Source organism: Halomonas sp. 18071143 (assembly GCF_019211725.1).
GTDB classification, from domain to species: domain Bacteria; phylum Pseudomonadota; class Gammaproteobacteria; order Pseudomonadales; family Halomonadaceae; genus Vreelandella; species Vreelandella stevensii.
This window is the reverse complement of the sequence record NZ_CP078120.1, coordinates 1,364,344-1,386,502: the sequence shown is the minus strand read 5'-3', so window position 1 is coordinate 1,386,502 and position 22,159 is coordinate 1,364,344. Positions and strand designations below refer to the sequence as shown.

Genomic DNA, 22,159 nt, shown 5'->3' with positions numbered 1-22,159 from the left:
ACGGCCAACCTCAACAGGCAGGGGTAGCAAACGCCAGTACTTCCTCCAGCTTCCCCTTACCCAAGGCCTGCTGTATCAACCGGTCGATGCCCAGCGCGACACCGGAGGCAGCAGGCATTCCATGGGCCAGCGCGGCCAGCAGCCGCTCGTCCACGTCCACTTCGCTCAGCCCCAACCGACGACGCTCCTCGTTATCGCGGGCAAACCGCTGGCGCTGCTCGTCGGCATCGGTCAGCTCATGGTAGCCGTTCGCCAGCTCAACCCCGTTCAGATAGAGCTCGAACCGCGACGCCACCCACTCCCCATCGCTATCCTGATGGCGCTGCGCGAGTGCCGCCTGACTGGCCGGATAATCCACCACCACGCTCAGCTCCTGCTGGCCCAGGCGCGGCTCGATGACCATGCCCATGAGCAGATCGAGGCACGTATCACGCCCCTCCTCGGCCAGCGCCTTGGCGGGCATGCTGCCCCGCTCGGCCGCTACCAGACGCAAGGTGTCCAGCGAGGTGGTGAAAGGGTCCACTTCCAGATGCGTATGAAACAGCTCACGGTAGCGGTAGTGCACCACCGGCCCAGGGGCATTGGGCATCACATGGGCGACCAGCGCCGTGGTCTCTTCGATCAGCTGGGCGAGCGAATAGCCCGGCTGATACCACTCCAGCATGGTGAATTCGATATTGTGCCGCGACCCCACCTCTCCATCACGAAAGCTGCGAGCCAGCTGAAAGATCGGCCCACTTCCCGCCGCCAAAAGCCGCTTCATGTGAAATTCCGGCGAGGTTTGTAGCCACAACTTGCGCTGGCCCTTGTCGGTGCGTGCCCGCGTCGCCAGCGACACGAGGTTGACATCGGTACTGCCCCCTTGCCCGAGGACGGGGGTCTCTACTTCCATGACATCGCGTGATACGAAAAAATGGCGCACTGCCGCAAGCAGGCGCGCACGCTCACGTAGCGTCTCCATGGATGCTGTTGGCTGCCAACTGGCCGTCATTCCCTTCTCCCTGACAACATAAAGCCACGCAGAGTGCGTGGCTTTGCTTACCGCTTGCAAGTGACGCCGATCAAGCGCGTGATACGTATTCACCGGAGCGGGTATCGATCTTCAACACTTCGCCCTGGTTGATGAACAGCGGTACGCGTACCACGGCACCCGAGGAAAGCGTAGCAGGCTTTGAGCCGCCCTGAGCAGTATCGCCTTTCAGGCCGGGGTCGGTTTCGACGACTTCCAGCTCGATGAAGTTGGGCGGCGTGACCGAGATCGCCTTGTCGTTCCACAGCGTCAGAGTGTAGGGCACCTGCTCCTTGAGCCACTTTTCGGTCTCGCCCAGTGCTTTTTTCTCTACCGCGTACTGCTCGAAAGAGCCGTCGGTCTTCATGAAGTGCCACATGTCACCGTCGGTGTAGAGGTACTCCATCTCCAGATCCATGACGTCAGCGCCTTCCAGCGAGTCACCAGACTTGAACGTGCGCTCACCGACACGGCCAGTCATCAGGTTGCGCAGCTTGACGCGGTTGAACGCTTGACCCTTGCCAGGCTTGACCAGCTCGTTCTCGACGATCGAACAAGGATCGCCATCGAGCATTACTTTCAAACCCGCTTTGAATTCATTGGTAGAATAGTTCGCCATACTGCCTCTCAATGGTTCTATGGTGTGTTTCAGTCGGTGACGCGCGCAGCCCTGCTTCGCCGTCGTTAACCTTGTAGCCAAGTGCGCGCATGATAACCCGAAGGAGGGCTTTTTGCAGGAGAACATCATCATTGCCGGTCACTCGATATCCGACGAGGCGCCCGCCTCCTGGCAACGGCAACTATCCCGCGCCATTCGCGACCCGCAAACCCTCTGCCAACGCCTTGGCCTGGACGCCCAGTGGCAGCAAGAAGCCCAGGCGGGGCATCGCCTGTTCGATATCTGCGTGCCCGAGGCGTACCTGTCACGCATCGCGCCCAACGACCCCAGCGACCCGCTGCTGCGCCAGGTCCTGCCGCTGGCCGAAGAAGCCCTGTCGCCGCCTGGCTATGTCACCGACCCACTGGAAGAAGCCGAGCACCGCCCGGCCAAAGGCCTGATCCATAAATACACCAACCGCGTGCTGTTGATCGCCAGCCCAGCCTGCGCCATCAACTGCCGCTACTGCTTTCGCCGCCACTTCCCCTACCAGGAGCACGCGCCTTCGCGAGCCCAATGGCAGGAGGCCCTTGGCTATATCCGCCAGGACAGCGCCATTCGGGAAGTGATTCTCTCCGGCGGCGATCCGCTGGCCGCCAACGACAGGCAATTGAGCTGGCTGGTCGCGCAGCTGGAAGAGATTCCCCACCTGCAGCGACTGCGGCTGCATACGCGCCTGCCGGTGGTCATCCCGGACCGGGTGGATGACCACCTGCTGGGCTGGCTTGGCAACACCCGGCTACAAAAGGTAATGGTGCTGCACATCAACCACGCCAACGAGATCGACCAGGCCGTGGTCGCAGCCTGCGCGCGCCTCAAGCAGGCGGGCGTCACGCTGCTCAATCAGAGCGTCCTGCTGCGCGACATCAACGATGACGTCACGACCCTGGCCACGCTCTCCGAACGGCTGTTCGAGGCGGGGATACTGCCCTATTATCTGCACGCCTTCGACCCCGTACAAGGCGCAGCCCACTACGACGTCACCGACGAACGCGCCAAAGCGCTGGTCCAGCAGTTGCTCGAACACCTGCCCGGCTTCCTGATGCCCAGGCTGGTGCGAGAAGTACCGGGCAGGATGAGCAAGACGCCGCTGTAAGCGCTGATAACCGATACAGCCTGGTGCAAGCCCAATAATAACGCACCAAAAAAATGCGCAGACAAAAGCGACGCTGCATGCCTTGTTCGTCAGAAACGTCGCCAAACGCATGATTCACCGTCATTTTTAAGCAAGCGGCCAATATTTTGCTGTGTTCATGGTGTTACACACGGGGTATTGGCCGCTATCGCAGCCGCACAATCGAGTTTCCAATAGATCGCTAGGGTTCCGACACCATCAACGAAACGCCCCTGATGGCTGTGGCTGGTCCGAGAGCGATCGACCTTGCAAGCGCAAGGTTACACGGCGGGATAAAAGCCCGGGAGGATAAGGCACAGTGATGCGCCGATGCCCCCTGAGTTTTTACTTAGCCGCTGGAGGCTCTCATGACCCGTTCCATCCGCACCCCTGGTAAATATCTGCTGGCTCCGCTCTCGGCCGCCCTGCTTGCCACCTCGCTGGCCCCCTCTTTCGTGCATGCCCAGGAGCGTGACCAATTCAGCGTCTGCTGGTCCATTTATGCAGGCTGGATGCCTTGGGCCTATGCCGATGTCGAAGGCATCGTCGACAAATGGGCCGAGCAGCACGGCATCGCTATCGACGTGATACAGGTCAATGACTACGTCGAGTCCATCAACCAGTTCACCTCGGGCAACGTCGATGGCTGCGCCATGACCAACATGGACGCTCTGACCATTCCTGCCGCCAGCGGCGTCGACTCCACCGCGCTGATCATCAACGACTACTCCAATGGCAATGACGGCATCGTGCTCAAAGGGGGCAGTGAGCTGGCGGATATCGAAGGCCGCCGGGTCAATCTGGTGCAGTTCAGCGTGTCTCACTACTTTCTGGCACGCGCCCTGGAGAGCGTTGGGCTGACCGAGCGCGACATCGAAACGGTCAATACCTCCGACGCCGATATCGTCGGCCTGTTTTCCAGCAGCATTACCGAAGCCGTAGCCGCCTGGAATCCGCAGCTCAGCACCATCGCCGAAATGCCGGACAGCCAGGTGGTGTACACCTCGGCGGAAATCCCCGGTGAAATTCTCGACATGATGGTGGTGAACACCCAAACCCTGGCCGACTACCCCGCGCTGGGGCACGCCCTGGTGGGCGCCTGGTACGAGGTCATGGCGCTTGTCGAGGTCAATGACGAGCACGCGCTGACGATCATGGCCGATGCCGCCGGCACCGATCTGGAGGGTTACCGTGCCCAGCTAGAGGCAACCTACCTGTATACCGACCCCGCCGAAGCCGTGGCGCTGATGGAAAGCCCCGAGCTGTTGGACACCATGGAGCGAGTGGCCGACTTCAGCTTTACCCACGGGCTGTTGGGCGACATGGCACCCAGCGCGGGCGTGGTGGGCATCGAAACGCCCAGCGGTATCTTCGGTGACGAGAGCAACGTGCAGCTGCGCTTCGATCCTTCCTTTACTCAGGCGTACCTCGACGCACAGTAACGAGGCCACGGTATTCGCCCCATGAAGCGGCGGCTCGCCGCTTCTGCCCCTTACTTACCTGGTGGACCCTGCCATGAAGCGCTTGATTAACCTGTCGCCCTCGCGCGGCGGCCGCTGGCTGCTGGGACTGGTGCCGTTTCTGGTACTGGGCATGCTCTACCTGAGCGCCTCCAGTGCTCGCCTGGCTGACAACCCCAACGACCGCCTGCTGCCTTCCCCTGGCAGCATGGCGCAGACCTTTCACCACCTGGCCACGGCCGAGAACGTGCGCACCGGCCAGATCGTATTGTGGACCGACACTTTCGCCAGCCTCGAAAGGCTGCTGATCGGTGTCGGTATCAGCGCGCTGATCGGCCTGGTGGTGGGCATCTTGAGTGGCGGCATTCCGCTGCTGCGCGCCAAGCTCTCGCCGCTGATCACGGTAACGTCGCTGATACCGCCCATGGCCATTCTGCCGATCCTGTTCATCGCCTTTGGCACCGGGGAAGCGGCCAAGATCGCGTTGATCGTGATGGGCGTGACGCCCTTTCTGATTCGTGACTTGCAGGGCCACGCCCTGCGCCTGCCAGACGAACAGTTGATCAAGGCCCAGACCCTGGGCGCCAGCTCCTGGCAAGTGCTGCTGCGAGTGCTGTTGCCTCAATTGACGCCTCGGCTGCTCAATGCCACACGGCTGGCGCTGGGCAGCGCCTGGCTGTTCCTGATTGCAGCAGAAGCGATTGCCGCCCAGGAGGGCCTTGGCTATCGCATCTTTCTGGTGCGCCGCTACCTCTCCATGGACGTGATTCTGCCCTACGTGGCCTGGATCACCCTGCTGGCCTTTGTGCTGGATCAACTGCTGGCCTGGGTATCACGGCTGGCCTTCCCCTGGTATCACGCCGATGAAGGAGACAAATCATGAGCCTGCTCTCCGCCCACCGGTTGGAAAAGCATTATGGCCAGCACGTGGTGCTGGAAAACCTCAACTTCTCCGTCGAGGAAGGCGAGTTCGTGACGCTGGTGGGCGCGTCAGGTTGCGGCAAGACCACCTTTCTGAAAATGCTGCTGGGCACCGAGAAGCGCTCCAAAGGCAGCCTGCTGCTGGATGGCCAGCCCATTCCTGACGAACCAGGCCCTGACCGAGGCGTCGTGTTTCAAAAGTACTCGGTCTTCCCCCACCTGACCGTCCTGGGCAACGTCATGATCGCCGAAGAGCTGCGGACTGCCCCGCTGCTGGGCAAGCGCTTTGGTGCATCCCGGCGGCGCGCCATCGAAGTGGCCACGGCGCGCATCGAAGAGGTGGGCCTGGGCCATGCGCTGCACAAGTACCCCCACGAGCTTTCCGGCGGCATGCAGCAACGCCTCGCCATTGCCCAGGCGCTGATGATGAAACCTCGGCTACTGCTGCTGGACGAGCCGTTCGGCGCGCTCGACCCCGGCATTCGCCAGGACATGCATGCACTGATCACGCGGCTTTGGCAAGAGCAGTCGCTGACCATTTTCATGATCACCCACGACCTCACGGAAGCCTTCGCCCTCGGCACGCGGCTGTGGGTCTTCGACAAGACTCGCCACGACCCCCAGGCCCCCGAGGCCTATGGCGCCACCATCACCTACGACCTGCCCATCGGCAAACAGGCCAACCGCGCACACTCCGCCCAGGCATTGAGTGACACGCTGGCGGAACGCGGTCTGACCACCCACGTACAGGAGACGCTGTCATGACAACCCACGCGGATTACGCCACGCACCTGCCCGGCGGCCATCACTGGTCCCTGCGCCTGCGCCGCGGCACCACGCTGACCCTGTCAGCCCAGCAGGCCAACAGCAACGTAGGGCTGCTCTGCTACAACCCGGAAAACCTGCTGGAGCGCCTCAACCTGCCGGACACCCTGAAGTGCCAGCATACTTTCAAACTCACCCAGGGCCACTGCCTCTATTCCGACATGGGCCGCATCTTTGCGTCGATCACCCACGACACCCTGGGCTGGCACGATAGCGTGGGCGGCAACCTGATGCCCCACCACCTTCTGGCCAAGGGCTGGCAGCCGGTGAGCTACCAGCAGGCTCACAATGACTGGACCCGCACCGGCCACGATGCCTTTCTCGTCGAGCTGGCGAAATACGGCCTGGGCCGACGCGATCTGGCGGCCAACCTCAACCTGTTTTCACGGGTCGAGAGCGATGACGCAGGCAAGCTGCGCTATGTCGACAACCACTGCCAGCCGGGCAGCCGCGTCACGCTGCGTTTCGAGATGGATACGCTGGTGCTGCTGCACACCTGCCCGCACCCCCTCGACCCCAGCCCGCACTACCCCCGTCGCGGCGTCGATATCGCGCTAGGCACGGCGGAGCCTCCCACCGAGGAAGACCCCTGCTACCGCTCACGGCCCGAAAACGCACGTGGCTTTGCCAACAATCGCCTCTACCACCTCGGCCTCTAAGGGGGACACCATGATCATCGAAAGCACCTTACGCCCTGAAAACGCCGTCCGCCGCACCACCGTCGAGGCCGGTGACCACTACATCGGCACCGTGAAACGCGGCCAGACCCTGCGCATTCTGGACCTGGAGGGTAACCAGGCCGCCGACACCCTGTTCTTCAATGCCGACGATACCGCCGAACGCTACAGCGCCATGGATACCGTGCGCGAACAGGGCGCGGTTTACCTCACGGCGGGCACCCGGCTGATGTCCAGTGAAGGCCGCACCATGCTGACCATCACCGCCGATACCTGTGGCCGCCACGACACCCTGGGCGGTGCCTGCGCCAGCGAAAGCAATACCGTGCGTTACGATCTCGAAAAGCGCCACATGCACTCCTGCCGCGACAACTGGATGCAGGCCATTGCCCGCTATCCCGAGTTCGGGCTGACCAAACGCGACATCACCCACAACATCAACTTTTTCATGAACGTGCCGGTGACGGCCGACGGCGGGCTGACCTTTGCCGACGGTATTTCGGCCCCCGGCAAGTACGTCGAGATGGAAGCCAACATGGATGTCATCGTGCTGGTCTCCAACTGCCCTCAGCTCAACAACCCCTGTAACGGCTACAACCCGACGCCCATCGAGCTGCTGGTCTGGGAGTGAGGTCACTTTTCCTCCTGGGGACGACCCCAAGGGGCTGATTCATCTGCGGGACGGCCCGCCCTTCTTTGCAGGCACCACCATGTCCATGACACCGTTATTGTCCAAGGTATTGATTGCCAATCGCGGGGCCATTGCCGCGCGTATCCTGCGAACGCTGAACGCCCTCGGCATCCAGAGCGTCGTGGTATACGCCGACGCCGACCGCGATGCGCCCTACGTGCACCAGGCCGACGAAGCCTATTCGCTGGGTGAAGGCGGCGCCAGCGAGACCTATCTGAACATCGACAAGCTCATCGCCATTGCGCAGCAAAGCGGCGCCCGGGCGGTTCACCCCGGCTACGGCTTCCTGTCGGAAAACACCCGCTTCATCAGCGCCTGCGACACGGCCGGTCTGGTCTTCCTGGGCCCGACCGCCGAGCAGATCCGCCAATTTGGCTTGAAGCACGAAGCCCGCGCGCTGGCCGAACAGGCCGGTGTGCCGCTGGTCCCCGGTTCACCGCTGTTGGCCTCGCTGGAAGACGCCAAGGCTCACGCCGAGCGTATCGGCTACCCGGTAATGCTCAAGTCCACCGCTGGCGGTGGCGGCATCGGCATGCAGGTATGCCACTCCCAGGCAGAGCTGGCCCGCGCTTTTGATTCGGTGAAAGGTCTGGGCGAGCGCAACTTCGGCGATGGCGGCGTCTTTCTCGAAGCCTACATCGCCCGTGCTCGCCATCTGGAAGTGCAGTTGTTCGGCGATGGTCAGGGGCAGGTGATTGCCCTTGGCGAGCGGGACTGCTCCACCCAGCGGCGCCATCAGAAAGTCCTTGAGGAGTGCCCTGCTCCCAACCTGCCTGATGCCGTGCGGCGCTCCCTGCACGCCACGGCGGTGCAGCTTGGCCAGGCGGTCAACTACCGCAGTGCGGGCACCGTCGAATTCATCTACGATGCCGAACGCGAGGCGTTCTACTTCCTAGAGGTCAATACCCGCCTGCAGGTCGAGCACGGGGTGACCGAACTGGTCTACGGGGTCGATATCGTCGAGTGGATGGTACGCCTCGGTAGCCAGGCACTCCCCCCGCTGGCCAGCCTGGCAGAGGGCCTGCAGCCCCGTGGCCATGCCGTGCAGGCCAGGCTATATGCCGAAGACCCAGCGCACGATTTCCGCCCCAGCGCGGGGCTGCTGACCGAAGTCACCTTCCCCGAGGATCAGGGCCTGCGTATCGACCACGCCCTCGAAGCAGGCCTGGAAGTCACCCCCTTGTTCGACCCCATGCTGGCCAAGGTGATGGTCCATGCCGACACTCGCCAACAGGCCATTGCCCGGCTGGCCACGGCCCTGGAAGATGCCTCGGTATATGGCATTGCCACCAATCGCCGCTGGCTGGCCCATGTGCTGAGGGACGCCCGCTTCGACGCCGCCCAGATCGATACGCACTGGCTCACCCAGCTGGCATGGGCCCCTCCCGCCATGGAAGTTCTCAGCCCGGGCACGCTGACCACCGTGCAGGATTACCCGGGGCGTCAAGGCCACTGGGACGTGGGTGTTCCCCCATCTGGTCCCTTCGACGACTGGTCGTTTCGCTTGGGCAATCGGCTGCTGGGCAACCCCGACGAGGCCGCCGGGCTCGAAATCACCCTGAATGGCCCCACGCTGCGCTTTCATCGCGCCACCCAGATCGTGCTGGCGGGCGCCGAGCTGCCTGCCACCCTCGATGGCACCGCCATCTCCGGCTGGCAGGTCATCGACGTGCCAGCCGGCGCCACCCTGACCCTGGGCAAGGCCGCCGTGGGCGCCCGCGCGTACCTGCTGGCGCGGGGCGGCATCGACTGCCCCCGCTACCTGGGCTCACGCAGCACCTTCACGCTGGGCCAGTTTGGTGGCCACGGTGGTCGTGCCCTGCGCAGTGGCGACATGCTGGACCTGCCCGCGTTTTCAGCTGCGCCCGTCAAGACGCTGGACCCAGCGCTGATCCCCACCTTTGGCGGCCCGGAGGTGACCCGCATTGCGGTTCTCTACGGCCCCCACGGCGCCCCGGACTTCTTTACCGACGAGGATATCGAGCGCTTTTTCGACCATGAGTGGGAGGTTCACTACAACTCCAGCCGCACCGGCGTCAGGCTCATCGGCCCTCGGCCCACCTGGGCACGCGCCGATGGCGGCGAGGCGGGGCTTCACCCCTCCAATATTCATGACAACGCCTACGCCTTCGGCACCATCGACTTCACCGGCGACATGCCGGTCATCCTGGGCCCCGACGGCCCCTCACTGGGCGGCTTCGTCTGCCCGGCCACGGTCGTGCGCGCCGAACGCTGGAAGCTGGGCCAACTGACGGCAGGCGACAAGGTGCGCTTCGTGCCGATCCGCCTGGAAGATGCCCGCGCCCTGGAAGCGCATCAGTTGACGCAGTTGCAGCAGCTATCCGCCCAGCCCGCGCCCGTTTGTGAGGCCGAGCGCGGCTCGCCGCTGCTCCGCGAGGTCGATGCTGCTCAGGCAGGCGAGCGCATCGTCTACCGCCGCGCAGGTGACGACTTCCTGCTGATCGAGTTCGGCCCCATGGAGCTGGATATCGCGCTGCGCTTTCGGGTCCACGCCTGGATGCTGTGGCTACGCGAGCACCCAGTGGTGGGGCTGCGCGAGCTGACGCCGGGCATTCGCTCCCTGCAGGTCCACTACGAGCCCCGCGAGCTAAGCCTCGACCAGTTGCTCGACCACCTGCGCCAGGCCGAACAGGCGCTGGTGGATGTCGAGTCGCTGGAAGTTGAGTCCCGCGTGGTGCACCTGCCGCTCTCCTGGGACGACCCCGCCTGTCAGGAAGCGGTGGACAAGTACCAGCGCAGCGTGCGACCCGACGCCCCCTGGTGCCCCAGCAACCTGGACTTCATACGCCGCATCAATGCGCTGGAAAGCGAGCAGCAGGTGCGCGATATCGTCTTCAACGCCCGCTATCTCGTCATGGGGCTAGGGGACGTCTACCTCGGCGCACCGGTCGCCACGCCCCTCGACCCGCGCCAGCGGCTGGTTACCACCAAGTACAACCCGGCCCGCACCTGGACCGCCGAAAACTCGGTGGGTATCGGCGGCGCCTACCTGTGCATCTATGGCATGGAAGGCCCTGGCGGCTACCAGTTCGTGGGGCGCACCCTGCAGATGTGGAACCGCTATCGCACCACGGCCCACTTCGAGAACCCCTGGCTGCTGCGCTTTTTTGATCAACTGCGTTTTCATGAGGTCAGCCACGGGGATCTGGCGCAAATTCGCCGCGACTTCCCCCATGGTCGTTACGAGTTGTCCATTGAAACGACTCGCTTTCGCTTGGCGGACTACCAAGCCGACATCGACAAACATGCCTCGGCAATTGAGACCTTCCGCTCAAAGCGTGAAGCCGCCTTCCAGGCCGAAATGGCCGCCTGGCGTGCCAATGGCAAGTTCACCTTTGAAGACCAGGCCCCGGAAGCCACCGAAGTCACCGCGCTGGATGATCACGAAATAGGCATCGAAAGCCCCGTCACCGGCAGTCTGTGGAAATTGCTGGTGGAAGAAGGTGATCTGGTAACGGCTGGCCAGCCAGTGGCACTGGTGGAGTCGATGAAAATGGAAGTTGAGATCACCGTCCACTGCGCTGGCCGTGTTGCTCGCTTACCCCTTTCTGAGGGCGCTTCCATTGCCCCGGGGCAACCACTTGTGGTGCTCACCAGTGAACAGGAGGTAAACGCATGAGCCAGATCACCGCCGACCAGCGCTTAGCTGACTTTCAAGCAATCCCCGTTATCGACATTAGCGGTTTACTCCATGGTGATGCCGCTGCACGCCAAGCGGTTGCGGATAACCTTGGTCGCGCCGCACGAGACGTGGGGTTCTTTCAAATGGTGGGCCACGGTATCGACCTCCCGCTTCGCGAGGGTTTGATTACTCAAGCCAAACGCTTCTTTGCCCAACCTGAAGCCATCAAAATGGAGCGCTACATCGGCATCTACCACCACCACCGAGGCTATGTTCCTCCTGGTGAAGAGTCGCCAGACCCTAACAAGCCGGACATGAAAGAGGCGTTTGATCTTGCCTTTGAACTGCCCAGCGACGACCCAGAGGTGTTGGCAGGTACGCCACTCCTCGGTCCCAACCCCTGGCCCGACCTTGACGGTTTCCGCGAGCCTATCGCCGCCTACTACGAGGCTGCCTACCAAGTGGGCCGGGCACTCATGGGCGGCTTTGCCCGAGCATTGGGTCTTGATGAGCAGCAGCTACTGCGCCACGTCACCAAGCCGCCCAGCCAACTGCGATTGATCCACTATCCGTATAACCCTGATGCCGAAGATGCCCAAGGCATCGGTGCCCATACCGACTACGAGTGCTTCACGCTGCTGCTACCCACGGCACCGGGGCTCGAGGTAATGAATGGTGTAGGCAAATGGATCGATGTCCCCTATCAAGAGGATGCATTAGTCGTCAATATTGGCGACATGCTGGAAATTTGGAGCAACGGAGAATTTGTGGCGACCTCCCACCGAGTGCGCAAAGTTAAACAGGAGCGCTACTCTTTCCCGCTGTTTTTCGCCTGTGATTACCATACTGAAGTGGCACCGCTGCCTGAATTGGTCGAGCGCCACGGCAAAGCTCATTACGCACCGCTCAAAGCGGGCGAACACCTCTACGCCCAAACGATCCAGACCTTCCGCTACCTGCGCGAGCGTTTGGCAAAGGGTGAGATTACGCTTCCCGAAGGTGCCCGAGAAGTGGGAAGCCTGGGCCAGCACGGCAAGCACTCGGCTGCCCAAGACGGGAAGCCCGTCTCATGACCCTACCACTCCCCGCCACACCAACCGAGTTTCGGGGCGTCTGGAAGCGCACGCTCTATGCCGAGCCCGCTCAGCCGCCCTACCAGTACACGGATACCGGCACCCAGGTGGTCTGGATTCAGGGCGCTCAGTGGCATGCCGACCTGCGCCTTCCCGCCCATCACGATGCGCTGGCAGGCATCGAGCACTTGGGGGCGTGCAGTCGAGCGCAGCTCGAATGGCTCGCCCACCTGACCGGTTTCGTCGGCATCACCCAGATCGACGGGCCGGTATGCACCTGGCACCGCCTGCAGGACCTGAACCCCAGCTTGGAAAAAGACGTCGGGCACCTGGCCTGGCTCGATGACCACCTGCTCGAAGAGCAGCACCCCCACGGGCGCTACGTCGAACACTGGCAACGCCAATGCCCCCCCGGCCAACGCGAGCTAGTGCGCACCGACGCCCAAGGGCGGCTACGCTGGTTACAGATCGGTGACCATGCCATGGCCATCACTCCGCGCCCCGCATCAGGCCACCATGACTCGCTTTACACGCCACTGGAAAAGGCCAGCGACGACGCACTGCGCTGGCGAGCCAGCCTGTGCATGGACTATCTGGAGCGCGATGGGCAAGGGTGGCAGATTCGTCTTTCGACCCACCCCTGGCGCATAAGTCACCCAGCCACGCCAATGAACGACACGCCACTCAAGCTCGACACGACCCAGAACGGCTAGGTAAGACCACTAGCTCAGAACTAGATTAGGAGACCACCATGGCACTCACCCAAGCGCTGGATATCGCCAGCCTGCACAGCGCCTATCGGCAGGGCAACCTGACACCTGCACGACTGGTAGAACACCTGCTCTCCCTGGCCGATACACACGGCCATGACCCTGCCTGGATCACCCGGCTGACGCGTGAGCAATTAGCGCCCTACCTCCAACGCCTGGAAGGCGAATCGCCGGAGTCCCTGCCGCTTTACGGCATTCCGTTTGCGATCAAGGACAATATCGACCTGGCGGGCGTTCCGACCACCGCTGGCAGCCCGGCGTATGCCTATACACCTACGGAAAATGCTTTTGTGGTGCAGCAGCTGATCGATGCGGGGGCGATCCCCATGGGCAAAACCAACCTGGATCAGTTTGCCACGGGGCTGGTCGGTGAACGGGCGCTGGAGGTTTACGGCACGCCCGCCAATGCCTTCGACCCGACGCGGGTGCCGGGTGGCTCCAGCAGCGGCTCGGCGGTGGTCACGGCGGCAGGCATGGTCAGCTTTGCTCTCGGTACCGATACCGCGGGCTCAGGCCGTGTGCCGGCCTGTTTTCACAACTTGTACGGCGTCAAGCCAAGCCTGGGCCTGCTCAGCACCCGCGGCGTAGTACCCGCCTGCGCAACACTGGATACCATTAGTCTGTTTACCTTCACCGCCGACGATGCCGCGAAAGTGCTCAGCATTACCGCTGCCTATGATGATCAGTGCGCCTGGTCGCGCAAGCACGATTTTGCCGTGCACGCCAGACGCTATGGAAAGGCCCCTTCCGCGTTCCGCTTTGGCGTACCGCCTGAAGCCCAGTGGCAAACCGATGTGGCCTATACCCAAGGCATGCACCAAGCGATTGCTGAGCTGGAAGCCCTTGGCGGCGAAAAAGTTGAGCTAGACTGTTCGCCGTTACTCGCAGCAGCGCGTTTGCTCTACGAAGGCCCTTGGGTAGCCGAACGCTACCATGTTATTAGCGAGTTGATACAATCCCATCCTGAGGCGGTTCACCCGGTAACGTTTGAAATTACCCAAGGCGGCGCTACCCCGCTGGCGGTGGACGCCTTCGATGCGCGCTATAAGCTCGCCGAATTCAAGCGCCAGGCCGATGCGTTAATGGCGAACGTCGATGTTATGCTCTCGCCCACCACGGTCACACACCCGAGCAAGGCCGAAGTGGCGGCGGATCCCATCGGCGTCAACTCCCGCCTGGGCACCTGGACTAACTTTATGAACCTGCTCGACTACAGTGCCCTGGCCGTGCCTGTAGGCTTTAGCGAGCGCGATTTGCCCGTGGGCGTGACACTGTTTGGGCCGGTGTTTGCTGACTTAACGTTACTCTCCCTCGCCCGTGCCCTGGAAGCACGTTTAATGCTGCCATTAGGTGCCACCGACATACAGCACCCGCCCTTGACAGAACTCCCCGCTTCAGCGCAAGACGGCACCATGGAGCTGATAGTATGCGGTGCACACCTGCAAGGCTTACCGCTTAACTACCAATTGACCGAGCGTGGCGGAGTATTGGTGAGCACTACCCAAAGCGCCCCGCGCTATAAGCTTTTTGCCCTGGCAGGTGGGCCACCCAAACGCCCGGCAATGCTGCGCGATGACAATGGTCAAGCCATTGATGTGGAAGTGTGGCGTCTGCCCATCGAAACCGTGGGCAGTTTTTTAGCAGGTGTTCCCGCCCCGCTCGGTTTAGGCCAAGTGGAGCTTGCCGACGGCAGCTGGAAATGCGGCTTTATCTGCACCGCAGGGGCGCTCAATGAAGGCGGTGAAGCGGAAGATATCACCGAATTTGGCGGCTGGCGACAGTGGCTGGCGAGTCGATCTTAACGCTGATGGTAAGAGGCCCATGCGTATATAAAGCATTGCGGATGGGCCTTTTAGGCTTTGTACGAAAACTGCCTACGCTCGCCGACTTTTCGTACAAAGCCTGGTCAACCTGGCTCCTCTGCCTGCCCTTGAGTGCGCTTGGCCAACGAACGGTTAGCGGCCTTAAAACACAATCTCATCAAGGGCATCAGTAGCCACAGCAGTGGTATGAGCAGCCAACGATAGAAAAAACGCGCAATGATCAGTACCGGCAATAATACGATCAGCCAGATTAGAAATTGGCCCAGCCATACCGGCCAGCCGAGCCATTTTGATAGATTGGCACCAAGCGCACTTACTAAGCTTGGGTGTCGTACTACCACATAGGCAGTGGTCGCCACCGCTGCCACTTTGGCAATCCGCGGCAGCGTGGCGAAGCGTCCGCCCGAGACAACAATACCTTGGCGCACACCAGCACGAGCGCCCTGCGCTTCGATGCTGCCTACCCGAGCGGTTCTAGCCGCTCTCCCTGCACGCAGCACCTTAACAGTACTGGCCATCACCAGCAGATCGACACCGGCCCAGCCTAGATCGGCGGCGCCCATGTCGTCCCCCCGCCGCCACTGGCTTTCCAAATCGCGTAGCCCACTGGTAAAGAAATCGCCGACGCCTGCGACTAAGCGCTCACTCTGCAGCCACTCCACGTCGCCTTGTTCACTAACCACAAACTGGTTTAGCAGCGCGTGGCCATTGGTGTCCAATAGCGCAATGCCCATCTGCCCGCGGCGGTAAGGGGTGAACTCAGCACCCGCCTCTCCTTCTGCATCGTTCCACCAGCGGCTAACCTGTTGATAGCGCTCGCCAACCCAGTGCTGGGCTCGCAGGGTAGCGATATCGTGATCACGGAAGTAGCTGATGGGCAGTACCGCATCCGCACCAAAGCGCACTAGTACCTCCTGAAACTGAGGGGAAAGCCCGTAGTCGACCAAGACGCTTCTCGCTATATCGCCGTGGCGTATAAGCGCTAGCGAAGCGCTCATCCACATCGCCTGCTCGTTGGCGTAGCTAAGAAACAGCGCATTGATCTCAGGTGTCTCTTGCTCAAGGGTTGTCTCTAGCACAGGAAACGCTCGCTGTACTTCCAAACGCACTAGCCGGTCATCGAACGGCTCGTGAGAAGCTGCAGCGGTTAATACCCCCGCCACTAGAATGGCTGTCGCGACTATCAACCATCCAGTCCGCATCGACCACCCAGTACGCATAACCCTCTCCCGCTGTGGCGCTGCTATCAGGCTTATAACCAGATCCAGTTTATACCCGTTGCTTATACCAGTGCTATGTCAAATTGACAGCTTTAACTCAACCACTTCTTCCCATTTCACGCTTTTTTTACACATTTTGGCAATTTGCGAGCATATATCCAGCAAATTGCCGTACAGGATGAGGCGTCCTATACTTAAGTAATAGATTAGCGAAAAAGGAGCGCTTCAATGGAAGCTATCGATGTAGTGGAAAGCGGCGTTATTGCTCTAATGGGCGGTTCTGTCGGCGCACGCTCAGATGAGTTGATCCGCAAAGGCGTACCGCTGGATGCCCTTGAGCGACTACGTAAAGAGCACGGTATCGATGCCTACGGTGTTGGGATTATCAATCGCCGCACCCATGATCACCGGCGCTCAAAAGGAAAACCCTTAACCCCCGACGAGGGTGATCGACTCTACCGAACGAGTAGAATCGTTATCCTCGCCGAAGAGATTTTCGGCAATCGCGAGAAAGCCATTCATTGGTTAGAGAAGCCGCGCCGTGCGCTGGGGGGAATCAGTGCTTTGACGGCAGTTACCACGACGCCAGGCTATGAAGCAGTAGAAGAGCTACTTCAGCAAATTCACTATGGGTTGTCGGCATGACCAAGGTAGCGTGGCGTATATCCAACTACACGGATCTCTCTGGCATAGGTGGCACGATCACAGCTGGCCGGTGGCACCATAAAGGTCAACCAGTGGTTTACTTGGCCGACTCACCGGCCACTGCGCTGCTTGAGGTGCTGGTTCATTTTGAAATGAGCATTGAGGAGCTACCTGATCAATTTACGCTACTGCGCGTTGAGTTACCCTCAACAGCCAGTGAGATGCCGATTGAAGCAAGTCTGCCAGAAACATGGCCTCAACAGCAGCAGCTCACCCGCTCGCTAGGTTCACAGTGGCTAAATGAAGGTAGCGCTTTACTGCTCAAAGTACCCACGGTGATTGTGCCGCATAACTGCAACTATCTGTTTAACCCACGCCACCCGGAAGCCAGCCTGACGAAACTTTCAGTTGAGCAGTTTCCCCTCGACCCCAGGCTGGCGTACTAGCTGGCAGCCTTTAACAGCGACCTAACCACCCCAGCAGCTCACGCTGTACGTCTTGTGAAGGTAGATACTCCTGCTCCAGGCGCCCTTGTGGTTGGGCTTTAAGAAAATGAAAAAAAGCCACTTCATGCTCAGTCAGGCCGCTGGTCGGCAGCTCGGCATGAACCGGCTCCGGCACGGCGCAGTCACGGCAAAATGCCTTGAAGTGCGCCTCGCTCATCATCAGCGGAGTAATCGTAGGCAGCGCCTGCCTGGCTCTGGCCAGCATCAGCAGTCCCCAAGTGTCCATATCGCCCCAATAGGCGACCGCTTTTGTTTTTAGCGCCTCACCTGATAGCCAGTGTACATCTAGCCCTGCGCCAAGAATCGCCACTGTACCCGGCATGTCGGGTAGCAAGTGCTCACACTGCACATTCTCGACCACCACCACCCGCGAGCCCGGCAGGCAAGTATCCGCCAGTTCTCTGGCGGTGATGCGCTGACGCTTAAAAGGCAGCAACCCCTTCTCCAAGGGCAACACCAGCAGCCAGTGATCTTTATCGTCGGGGGCATCCAGAAAACCGTTCAAGCCTTGCTGGCTGGCCATGCCGTCGTAGCGTTCATCCAGCAGGCGTGTCAGTAACACCGTGTTGCGCTCGATAAACTTGGTGTCCACCCTCAGTCCGTTGAGCAATCTTAATGGTCGACCTTCTGCCATCCCCGGAGAAAGCGAATCCGCCAGCGCTGCAGCGGCAGTGATTTCACTAACAGACTTATTGCGCCAGAGGGCGCGCTCACGCACCAGCACCTCCCAGTAACGCTGGTTGACGCTGCCTACCAGAGTTTCCAGCAGCGCAAACTCCTGCTGCACATCGCCATCCACCGTAGCGGCGGCCCATTCAGACGGCGTGTGCAACACCCACTGCACGGGGAGTGACACCGGCTCAGCAGCAGCGCGGAAGTTGATATCTTGAAACACCACCTCACCAACGGTGACCTGCCGCCAGCGCTGCACATGGGCCTGCACCAGACCGGTTTGATCGGCAAACTGGCGGCCGGTGGGTTTGCCAATAGGGATCACCAGCGGCCAACTCTCCGAGGATAACAATCGCTCTACCCGCCAGAACGCTTGCTGCCACTGCTTAGCCAAGCGAGCAGCGATTTCACTCGGGGACTTCATTGCGCGCCTCACGCCGCTTTTCACGCACGGCATCCAGCGCCTGCCAACTGATCGGCGTCAGGCTGGAGGCATTGCCACGGCGGTGCACCACCACCGCCGAGCGGGTGTGCTTGCGCAGCAAACGCATTTCCTTATTGGGGGTAATAAACAGCGCATGAAGGTGGAATTCGTTGAGCGCGGCAATAATTCGCCCGGCTACGGCATTCGAACTGCGCGAAAAGGCTTCATCCAGCACGATGGTGCCAAACAGCGGCCGAGGGCTGCCGTCGGGGCACAGCGCGTAACTCAGCGAGGCCGTCAGCACATAGGAGGCGATAATCTCTTTTTCGCCACCGCTACCGCCCTGGGAACCCGAGCGGGTTTCAATCACACGCCCATCGGCCCGGTCGATCATGGCGACTTTAAACTCAAGCCTAAAACGTGGATCCAATAACGCTCGCGCGCCGAGGGTACGCTGGCGTTCGCAGGCATCGCGCAGCAGGGCGATAATATGTTGCAGCGCCTTGTACTGGCTTTCGCCGCCATCCTCGACAAACCGCGACGAGGCGAGCGCCGTATTGGCCCGGGTAAAGGTGCGCAGGCTTTCATGCACCACCTTGTTGGCCACCAACTGTAGGTAACGGCCGCGCTGGAAGTCTACCCGCCGCAGGGTGTTATTGAGGTCTTCCAACCGCTCTTCGATCCGCTCTACTTCCCCCTCGATGGTGGCCAGCAGCTGCGATACGCCCTGATCGGAAGAGTCGGTGAGGTATTGCTGAAAACGCTGCTGCTTGTCGGGCAGCGCTTCTTCGGTGAGCACCTTGAGTCGGGCCAGGTAGTCGGGCACATCGTCGAGCTCCCGCCCAACCTCCGAAAGCGCCCCGCGGTCTTCCCGCTGGGCATCCGACATGGCTTTGACCAGCTCTTTTTCTACCCGGCTTTGGGTCGCCCGCAAGGTGGTCAGTTGCTGTTGCAACTGGGTAGTGGCGTGGCGCTCCAGCTCATCAACATTGGCAAGCTGCCGTTGTTCAAGGGGAGAAAAATGGTCATCAGCAAGGGTGCGCTCCGCCTCCTTCAGCCCTGCTTCGCTTTTGCGAAACGCCTGCTGCTGCTCTTTTTGGGCTGTTTCCAGCCGGTTGTTTAACTGGGCACACTGCTTGATACATTGCGTTTTTTGCTGCTCCAGCGTGGCCAACTCATCGCGGGCTTGCTCGAGTTGGCGTTTGGCTGTCGCCGCATCGGAATCGGGTGCGGTCAAGGCGGCCAGTTTGTCCCGCTGCTGTTGCCATTCACGCTCGGCCTGGGGCGCGTTGATCTCCTCATAGTCCAACGCTGCCAGCCTGGTTAACAGCACTACCTGCTGTTCAAGCGCAGCCAGTGAGGCTTTCGCCTGCTCTTCTGCCGCCTTGGCGCTCTGCAAGCGCGCTTCTGCTTCGCTGATTTGCGCGCTTAACGCCGCCAGCCGGTCACGGTTATCAAAGCCGGTTTGCCAATCGTCGCTTAGCCGCTTCTGATCCTGCTTGTCAAAAAAGCGTGCCTTGCCCGACATCAACCCTTCCGCCGTCATGGCATGGGGAGTCTCTCGCAACCTCTCCGGTGAGCCAACGCAGTGTCTGTCTAGCCCGGCTAAAAGCTCTTTAATCGCTTCTCGATAGGGGTGCTCTTTGTAGTCGAGCTTGCGGGTAAAGCCATCCTCAAAAAAGCGCGCCTGACTCGACGGCGATTTCACTTCCAGGAGTCGTACATGCAGCGCATTGTGACGGCTATTGATCCAGTCTAGCGCTTGGCGGCTGGCCTCCGGCGGCACCAAAATACGCAGCCGGTGGCTACCCATCGCCCGTTCAATCGCGCCACGCCAGGCTTGCTCGTCCGCTTTTACCTGTACCAGCTCGGCGACAAAGGGCAGGTCGTCTTCGCCGAGTGCCAACGCATCGGCCAGCAGGGAGCGAAATTGCTGAAAGCGCCCCGGGATATTAGACCCTGGGCGCGCTTTCACCTCGGCCAGCTCTTTGTGCAACTCCGTGCACTCATGCTCCATCCGATAGCATTGGCTGCCCTGCTCAAAGGCGGCCTGCTTGGCGGCGTCAAGCGCCTGCTGAACCTCGCGCAACTGCTCGGCAGCCAGCATCTGATTGGTGGCGACCGCTTCACGGTTGAGGGCATCGTCAAAGGAGAGCGAGCGTGCCAATCGCTGGTAGTCTGCCGCATGGCGCTGGCAGCGCTCCAGGTTGGCTTGCTTTGCCTTGACCAGCGCTTCCAGGGTCTCAATATCCGAACCGCCCAGACGCAGATAAGCTTCATTTAAACGCTCACAGGTACGCTGCTGGTGAGTGTAGCTCTCCTCAGCGGCTGCCAACTCGGCCTCGGCCTGCTGGGTTTGTTGCTGAAGACGCTCGGCTTCGGCCTTCCACAGCCGGTGAGCCTGTTCACCAAACCACACCGGCAGCACCCGGCTGAGGGTTTCCTGGTCATCCAGCTCTGCCTGGTTGCGTTGATACTTCTCCCAGCCGACTTTGATCGGTTCCAGAGAGCGCTGCTGGCGGCGGGCGATTTCAAGCTCTTCATGAATGGCAGTGAGGTCGTCGAAGCTATCGGCGACTTCCCGGGCGCGCTGAAACTGGGCGTTATCGTCTAGCACTAACTCGCGAAAGATCTCATCGATGCTGTTGAGCTGCTTCAACCCTGCCGCTCGGTTGAGTAAGTTGAAGGCGTTGTCACGCACTTCGAAAAAGTCCCGCAGCCTCGCTAGAAAGCCCTTTTTGCTGGGATACGTCCAAATACCGGTGTCGGTTTTGTCCTGTTGGCGCAAAGCGCGCATACCGCCTTCCTGCTGCAGTGTCAGCCAGCGATGCAGAGTATGTTCGCGGGCGGTACTGAACAGCCATAGCTTTTTCATATCCGAGGGCGACATGCTGGTACTGTCGAACCACAGCAGGGCACCGATACGCACCAGGCTTTCACCATTACTGAGCATCGCCACCAGCCCCGTCACGGTCTTACCGGGCCGAGCAATATGCGACTGCCCCTCACTGCCATCACCGGGGCCACTCACCCCCCGCACGTAAGAGACCAGATCCCGGTCGCTCTCATGGCCACCGGTAGAGGCAAGGTTGTACCTGGGATTGGCCGTGAGCAGGGTCATCAACGCATCTACCAGCGTGGTCTTGCCACTGCCGGTGGGACCAATGATGGCGCTACCCTCAGCGTCGATATCCGCCTTGTGCATACCACCAAAGCCACCCCAGTTGAACAGCTCCAGGGTTTGCAGGATATAGGTAGGAGCCAACTGCCAGGCGCTCGCCCGTTCCTCATCCAGCAGCGAGGGCTGGCTAGGCGTTGTCGTAATCATGGCGTCCCCTCTTTGTCACTGTCCTGGCGGTCACTACTCTCCGCGGCGACTCTTGCCTTTAACTCATACAGCAAGGCAGTGAGGTTCTCCGGGTTGGCCAAGTGAGCGATCATTGGCCGGATGACTACCCGCTCGTGACTGTCCGGCGCCGAGACCAGGCCATGCCCCTTGAGCTGATCCAATAATTGCAGCATTCGCGTGCGCTCCCGAGCCTCGCTGCCGCTCTCCCCCAAATACACCTGCATATGTGGAATCAGCTCGTCAACCGCCACCATGGCGTCACCGGCGCCCGTACCAGCGTCCTGCTCGTAAGCGATGAAGTGCTGACGTAAAATAGCCACCAGCAGCGTCTGCTCCATATTCAGCCGCTGCTTGCGCACCAGTGGATGTGACCACTCATCTTGAAACACATCGACATCCCCATGACGCACCGCCAGAAATACCAACCCACGGATCTCATCGGCGCGGGCAATTAAATCCAGGGGCTCTAACGTTGCATTGAGCTTCTCCATGGAGGCCAGAGCCGTTCGATAAAGATGCGGGCGCAGGCTCTCTTCCAGCAGCCCCATACGCAGCAGCTCCTGAGCCACTTCCCGCAGTTTGACGTCGGTACGCGCGCTATTTTCCCCGTCGGTACCTGTGAGCCCTTCCTCAGCCATTGAATGGGGCGAATCCTTCCCTTCGGGAGGCGATGGCTCTT

The 22,159-nt window shown here is 60.9% G+C and carries 18 protein-coding genes and 1 riboswitch; of the genes, 12 read left to right on the top strand and 6 right to left on the bottom strand.

From position 1 onward, the window contains the following. Positions 1 to 10 precede the first annotated feature (10 nt). Together epmA and efp are read right to left on the bottom strand one after the other, a co-directional pair. The gene (gene epmA / locus KVY02_RS06395) at positions 11 to 991 is read right to left on the bottom strand and encodes an EF-P lysine aminoacylase EpmA (RefSeq protein ID WP_016913435.1); all 981 of its coding nucleotides are present in this window, start codon (positions 989 to 991) and stop codon (positions 11 to 13) included. Between the two features lie 70 nt (positions 992 to 1,061). After that, positions 1,062 to 1,628, bottom strand: coding sequence for an elongation factor P (gene efp / locus KVY02_RS06390; protein ID WP_016913434.1), 567 nt, complete (start codon positions 1,626 to 1,628; stop codon positions 1,062 to 1,064). 112 nt (positions 1,629 to 1,740) lie between these two features. Here efp and epmB point away from each other — a divergent pair, with 112 nt between their 5' ends. The 10 genes from epmB (at position 1,741) to atzF (ending at position 14,643) form a co-directional block, all read left to right on the top strand. Then, positions 1,741 to 2,763: an EF-P beta-lysylation protein EpmB gene (epmB, locus tag KVY02_RS06385; protein ID WP_218314809.1), complete on the top strand. Its 1,023-nt coding sequence runs from the start codon at positions 1,741 to 1,743 to the stop codon at positions 2,761 to 2,763. A gap of 209 nt (positions 2,764 to 2,972) precedes the next feature. After that, a riboswitch (guanidine-I (ykkC/yxkD leader) is annotated at positions 2,973 to 3,091 on the top strand. A 58-nt stretch (positions 3,092 to 3,149) separates the two neighbouring features. After that, the gene (locus tag KVY02_RS06380) at positions 3,150 to 4,223 is read left to right on the top strand and encodes a putative urea ABC transporter substrate-binding protein (RefSeq protein ID WP_218314808.1); all 1,074 of its coding nucleotides are present in this window, start codon (positions 3,150 to 3,152) and stop codon (positions 4,221 to 4,223) included. Between the two features lie 73 nt (positions 4,224 to 4,296). Then, positions 4,297 to 5,124: an ABC transporter permease gene (locus KVY02_RS06375; RefSeq protein ID WP_081136957.1), complete on the top strand. Its 828-nt coding sequence runs from the start codon at positions 4,297 to 4,299 to the stop codon at positions 5,122 to 5,124. Further along, positions 5,121 to 5,927 carry an ABC transporter ATP-binding protein gene (locus tag KVY02_RS06370; protein ID WP_039177589.1) on the top strand — a complete coding sequence of 269 codons (807 nt, stop codon included), beginning with the start codon at positions 5,121 to 5,123 and terminating at the stop codon, positions 5,925 to 5,927. The genes KVY02_RS06375 and KVY02_RS06370 overlap by 4 nt, the downstream gene beginning before the upstream one ends. After that, positions 5,924 to 6,646, top strand: coding sequence for an urea amidolyase associated protein UAAP1 (locus KVY02_RS06365; RefSeq protein ID WP_016913429.1), 723 nt, complete (start codon positions 5,924 to 5,926; stop codon positions 6,644 to 6,646). The genes KVY02_RS06370 and KVY02_RS06365 overlap by 4 nt, the downstream gene beginning before the upstream one ends. Before the next feature lie 10 nt (positions 6,647 to 6,656). Then, the gene (locus tag KVY02_RS06360; protein WP_218314807.1) at positions 6,657 to 7,295 is read left to right on the top strand and encodes an urea amidolyase associated protein UAAP2; all 639 of its coding nucleotides are present in this window, start codon (positions 6,657 to 6,659) and stop codon (positions 7,293 to 7,295) included. A 79-nt stretch (positions 7,296 to 7,374) separates the two neighbouring features. After that, entirely contained in the window at positions 7,375 to 10,995 is a 3,621-nt protein-coding gene (gene uca / locus KVY02_RS06355) for an urea carboxylase (protein ID WP_218314806.1), read from the top strand. Beyond that, complete coding sequence (locus KVY02_RS06350) at positions 10,992 to 12,071, top strand: isopenicillin N synthase family dioxygenase (protein ID WP_100730751.1); 1,080 nt, start codon at positions 10,992 to 10,994, stop codon at positions 12,069 to 12,071. The genes uca and KVY02_RS06350 overlap by 4 nt, the downstream gene beginning before the upstream one ends. Then, entirely contained in the window at positions 12,068 to 12,784 is a 717-nt protein-coding gene (locus tag KVY02_RS06345) for a hypothetical protein (protein ID WP_100730750.1), read from the top strand. The genes KVY02_RS06350 and KVY02_RS06345 overlap by 4 nt, the downstream gene beginning before the upstream one ends. A gap of 38 nt (positions 12,785 to 12,822) precedes the next feature. Next, entirely contained in the window at positions 12,823 to 14,643 is a 1,821-nt protein-coding gene (gene atzF / locus KVY02_RS06340; protein ID WP_100730749.1) for an allophanate hydrolase, read from the top strand. 104 nt (positions 14,644 to 14,747) lie between these two features. Here the strand turns inward: atzF and KVY02_RS06335 are convergent, their stop codons facing one another. Then, on the bottom strand, positions 14,748 to 15,743 hold the full coding sequence (locus KVY02_RS06335; protein WP_232710693.1) for a hypothetical protein: 996 nt from the start codon (positions 15,741 to 15,743) through the stop codon (positions 14,748 to 14,750). Between the two features lie 369 nt (positions 15,744 to 16,112). On the opposite strand from KVY02_RS06335, the gene KVY02_RS06330 reads away from it, so the two are divergent. After that, a complete protein-coding gene (locus KVY02_RS06330) occupies positions 16,113 to 16,529 on the top strand; it encodes an antitoxin Xre/MbcA/ParS toxin-binding domain-containing protein (RefSeq protein ID WP_100730748.1) in 417 nt (138 codons plus the stop codon). Next, a complete protein-coding gene (locus KVY02_RS06325; protein WP_100730747.1) occupies positions 16,526 to 16,975 on the top strand; it encodes an RES family NAD+ phosphorylase in 450 nt (149 codons plus the stop codon). The genes KVY02_RS06330 and KVY02_RS06325 overlap by 4 nt, the downstream gene beginning before the upstream one ends. A 10-nt stretch (positions 16,976 to 16,985) precedes the next feature. Here KVY02_RS06325 and KVY02_RS06320 read toward each other — a convergent pair whose 3' ends face one another. The 3 genes from KVY02_RS06320 to KVY02_RS06310 are packed head-to-tail and all read right to left on the bottom strand — an operon-like array spanning position 16,986 to position 22,118. Next, positions 16,986 to 18,131: a Wadjet anti-phage system protein JetD domain-containing protein gene (locus KVY02_RS06320; RefSeq protein WP_100730746.1), complete on the bottom strand. Its 1,146-nt coding sequence runs from the start codon at positions 18,129 to 18,131 to the stop codon at positions 16,986 to 16,988. After that, positions 18,115 to 21,459: an ATP-binding protein gene (locus tag KVY02_RS06315; RefSeq protein WP_218314805.1), complete on the bottom strand. Its 3,345-nt coding sequence runs from the start codon at positions 21,457 to 21,459 to the stop codon at positions 18,115 to 18,117. Before KVY02_RS06315 ends, KVY02_RS06320 begins: the two co-directional genes overlap by 17 nt. After that, positions 21,456 to 22,118, bottom strand: coding sequence for a DUF4194 domain-containing protein (locus KVY02_RS06310; RefSeq protein WP_232710691.1), 663 nt, complete (start codon positions 22,116 to 22,118; stop codon positions 21,456 to 21,458). The genes KVY02_RS06315 and KVY02_RS06310 overlap by 4 nt, the downstream gene beginning before the upstream one ends. Between the last annotated feature and the right edge of the window lie 41 nt (positions 22,119 to 22,159).

Excerpts from the sequence above, each read along its gene's own strand:
- epmA (WP_016913435.1), bottom strand. The coding sequence starts at position 991 with ATGACGGCCAGTTGGCAGCCAACAGCATCCATGGAGACGCTACGTGAG.
- efp (WP_016913434.1), bottom strand. The coding sequence starts at position 1,628 with ATGGCGAACTATTCTACCAATGAATTCAAAGCGGGTTTGAAAGTAATG.
- KVY02_RS06380 (WP_218314808.1), top strand. The coding sequence starts at position 3,150 with ATGACCCGTTCCATCCGCACCCCTGGTAAATATCTGCTGGCTCCGCTC.
- KVY02_RS06375 (WP_081136957.1), top strand. The coding sequence starts at position 4,297 with ATGAAGCGCTTGATTAACCTGTCGCCCTCGCGCGGCGGCCGCTGGCTG.
- KVY02_RS06370 (WP_039177589.1), top strand. The coding sequence starts at position 5,121 with ATGAGCCTGCTCTCCGCCCACCGGTTGGAAAAGCATTATGGCCAGCAC.
- KVY02_RS06365 (WP_016913429.1), top strand. The coding sequence starts at position 5,924 with ATGACAACCCACGCGGATTACGCCACGCACCTGCCCGGCGGCCATCAC.
- KVY02_RS06360 (WP_218314807.1), top strand. The coding sequence starts at position 6,657 with ATGATCATCGAAAGCACCTTACGCCCTGAAAACGCCGTCCGCCGCACC.
- uca (WP_218314806.1), top strand. The coding sequence starts at position 7,375 with ATGTCCATGACACCGTTATTGTCCAAGGTATTGATTGCCAATCGCGGG.
- KVY02_RS06350 (WP_100730751.1), top strand. The coding sequence starts at position 10,992 with ATGAGCCAGATCACCGCCGACCAGCGCTTAGCTGACTTTCAAGCAATC.
- KVY02_RS06345 (WP_100730750.1), top strand. The coding sequence starts at position 12,068 with ATGACCCTACCACTCCCCGCCACACCAACCGAGTTTCGGGGCGTCTGG.
- atzF (WP_100730749.1), top strand. The coding sequence starts at position 12,823 with ATGGCACTCACCCAAGCGCTGGATATCGCCAGCCTGCACAGCGCCTAT.
- KVY02_RS06330 (WP_100730748.1), top strand. The coding sequence starts at position 16,113 with ATGGAAGCTATCGATGTAGTGGAAAGCGGCGTTATTGCTCTAATGGGC.
- KVY02_RS06325 (WP_100730747.1), top strand. The coding sequence starts at position 16,526 with ATGACCAAGGTAGCGTGGCGTATATCCAACTACACGGATCTCTCTGGC.
- KVY02_RS06320 (WP_100730746.1), bottom strand. The coding sequence starts at position 18,131 with ATGAAGTCCCCGAGTGAAATCGCTGCTCGCTTGGCTAAGCAGTGGCAG.
- KVY02_RS06315 (WP_218314805.1), bottom strand. The coding sequence starts at position 21,459 with ATGATTACGACAACGCCTAGCCAGCCCTCGCTGCTGGATGAGGAACGG.
- KVY02_RS06310 (WP_232710691.1), bottom strand. The coding sequence starts at position 22,118 with ATGGCTGAGGAAGGGCTCACAGGTACCGACGGGGAAAATAGCGCGCGT.